We start from the raw sequence: 805 nt of genomic DNA on the forward strand, positions 1-805 counted from the left end.
GCTGAGCAAAAGCGGACAGCTGCAGACTGGCCTGCACAAATACGGCAGCTACTGGTATCTCAGCGACAAAAACGGCCGCTTGAAAACCGGGCTGCAAAAGGTCAACAAAAGCAGCTACAATTACTTCAGTCCAACTACCGGACGGAAGGCATTCAAAAACGTCACCGGCAAAAAGGTCAACTACTGGATCAGCTCGAAAACCGGGACGGTCACCGGCGTCAAGATGAATGCCGCAGCAATCGGCCAGCGGCCTCTGGTCACGGGCTGCGAAATCGTAGCCGCGACCATGATGCTGAACTACGCCGGTAAAAAAATCAGCAAGTATCAAGCTGCCGCAGCGACGCCCCGCAGCTCCAACCCGAGACTCGGCTTCATCGGCAACCCTTACTCCTGGTCAGGAACCTGGATCGCCCCAAGCGGCCTGGCCAGAATGGTCAGAAAGTATCTCAGCAGCTGTAAAATCCTCAGCGGTTCAAGCTTGACCACCCTCAAAAGCCGCCTGCTCAGCAAGCAGCATCCCATTGTTGTTTGGGTCAGCTGGGTCGATGGCTTCCCTAACCACGCCCTCCTGCTGACCGGCTATTCTGGCTCAAGAATCTACTACAATGATCCTTGGACCGGCCGGGCCAGCTCAATGACCGCCTCAAGCTTCTGGTACCACTACTCAACCCTGCACTGGGCTGGTGGCCACCAGCGCGCTTTGAGCTACTAGCCAGCGGCTGAATTCACGCAAAAAAACTGCCTGCACTATCATTTTGATAGCCTGCAGGCAGTTTTTTGTTTTCTGATTAATCTTGTCTAAGGC

At 54.5% G+C, this 805-nt stretch carries 1 protein-coding gene; it reads left to right on the forward strand.

Features of this window, described 5'->3' with window-relative positions; translation table 11 throughout:
• Nucleotides 1-712: C39 family peptidase (locus lacNas_RS05185; RefSeq protein WP_201346663.1), on the forward strand; the 712-nt coding region annotated here is incomplete at its 5' end.
• Between the last annotated feature and the right edge of the window lie 93 nt (nucleotides 713-805).

It is taken from the genome of Lactobacillus nasalidis, assembly GCF_016587775.1.
GTDB lineage: Bacteria > Bacillota > Bacilli > Lactobacillales > Lactobacillaceae > Lactobacillus > Lactobacillus nasalidis.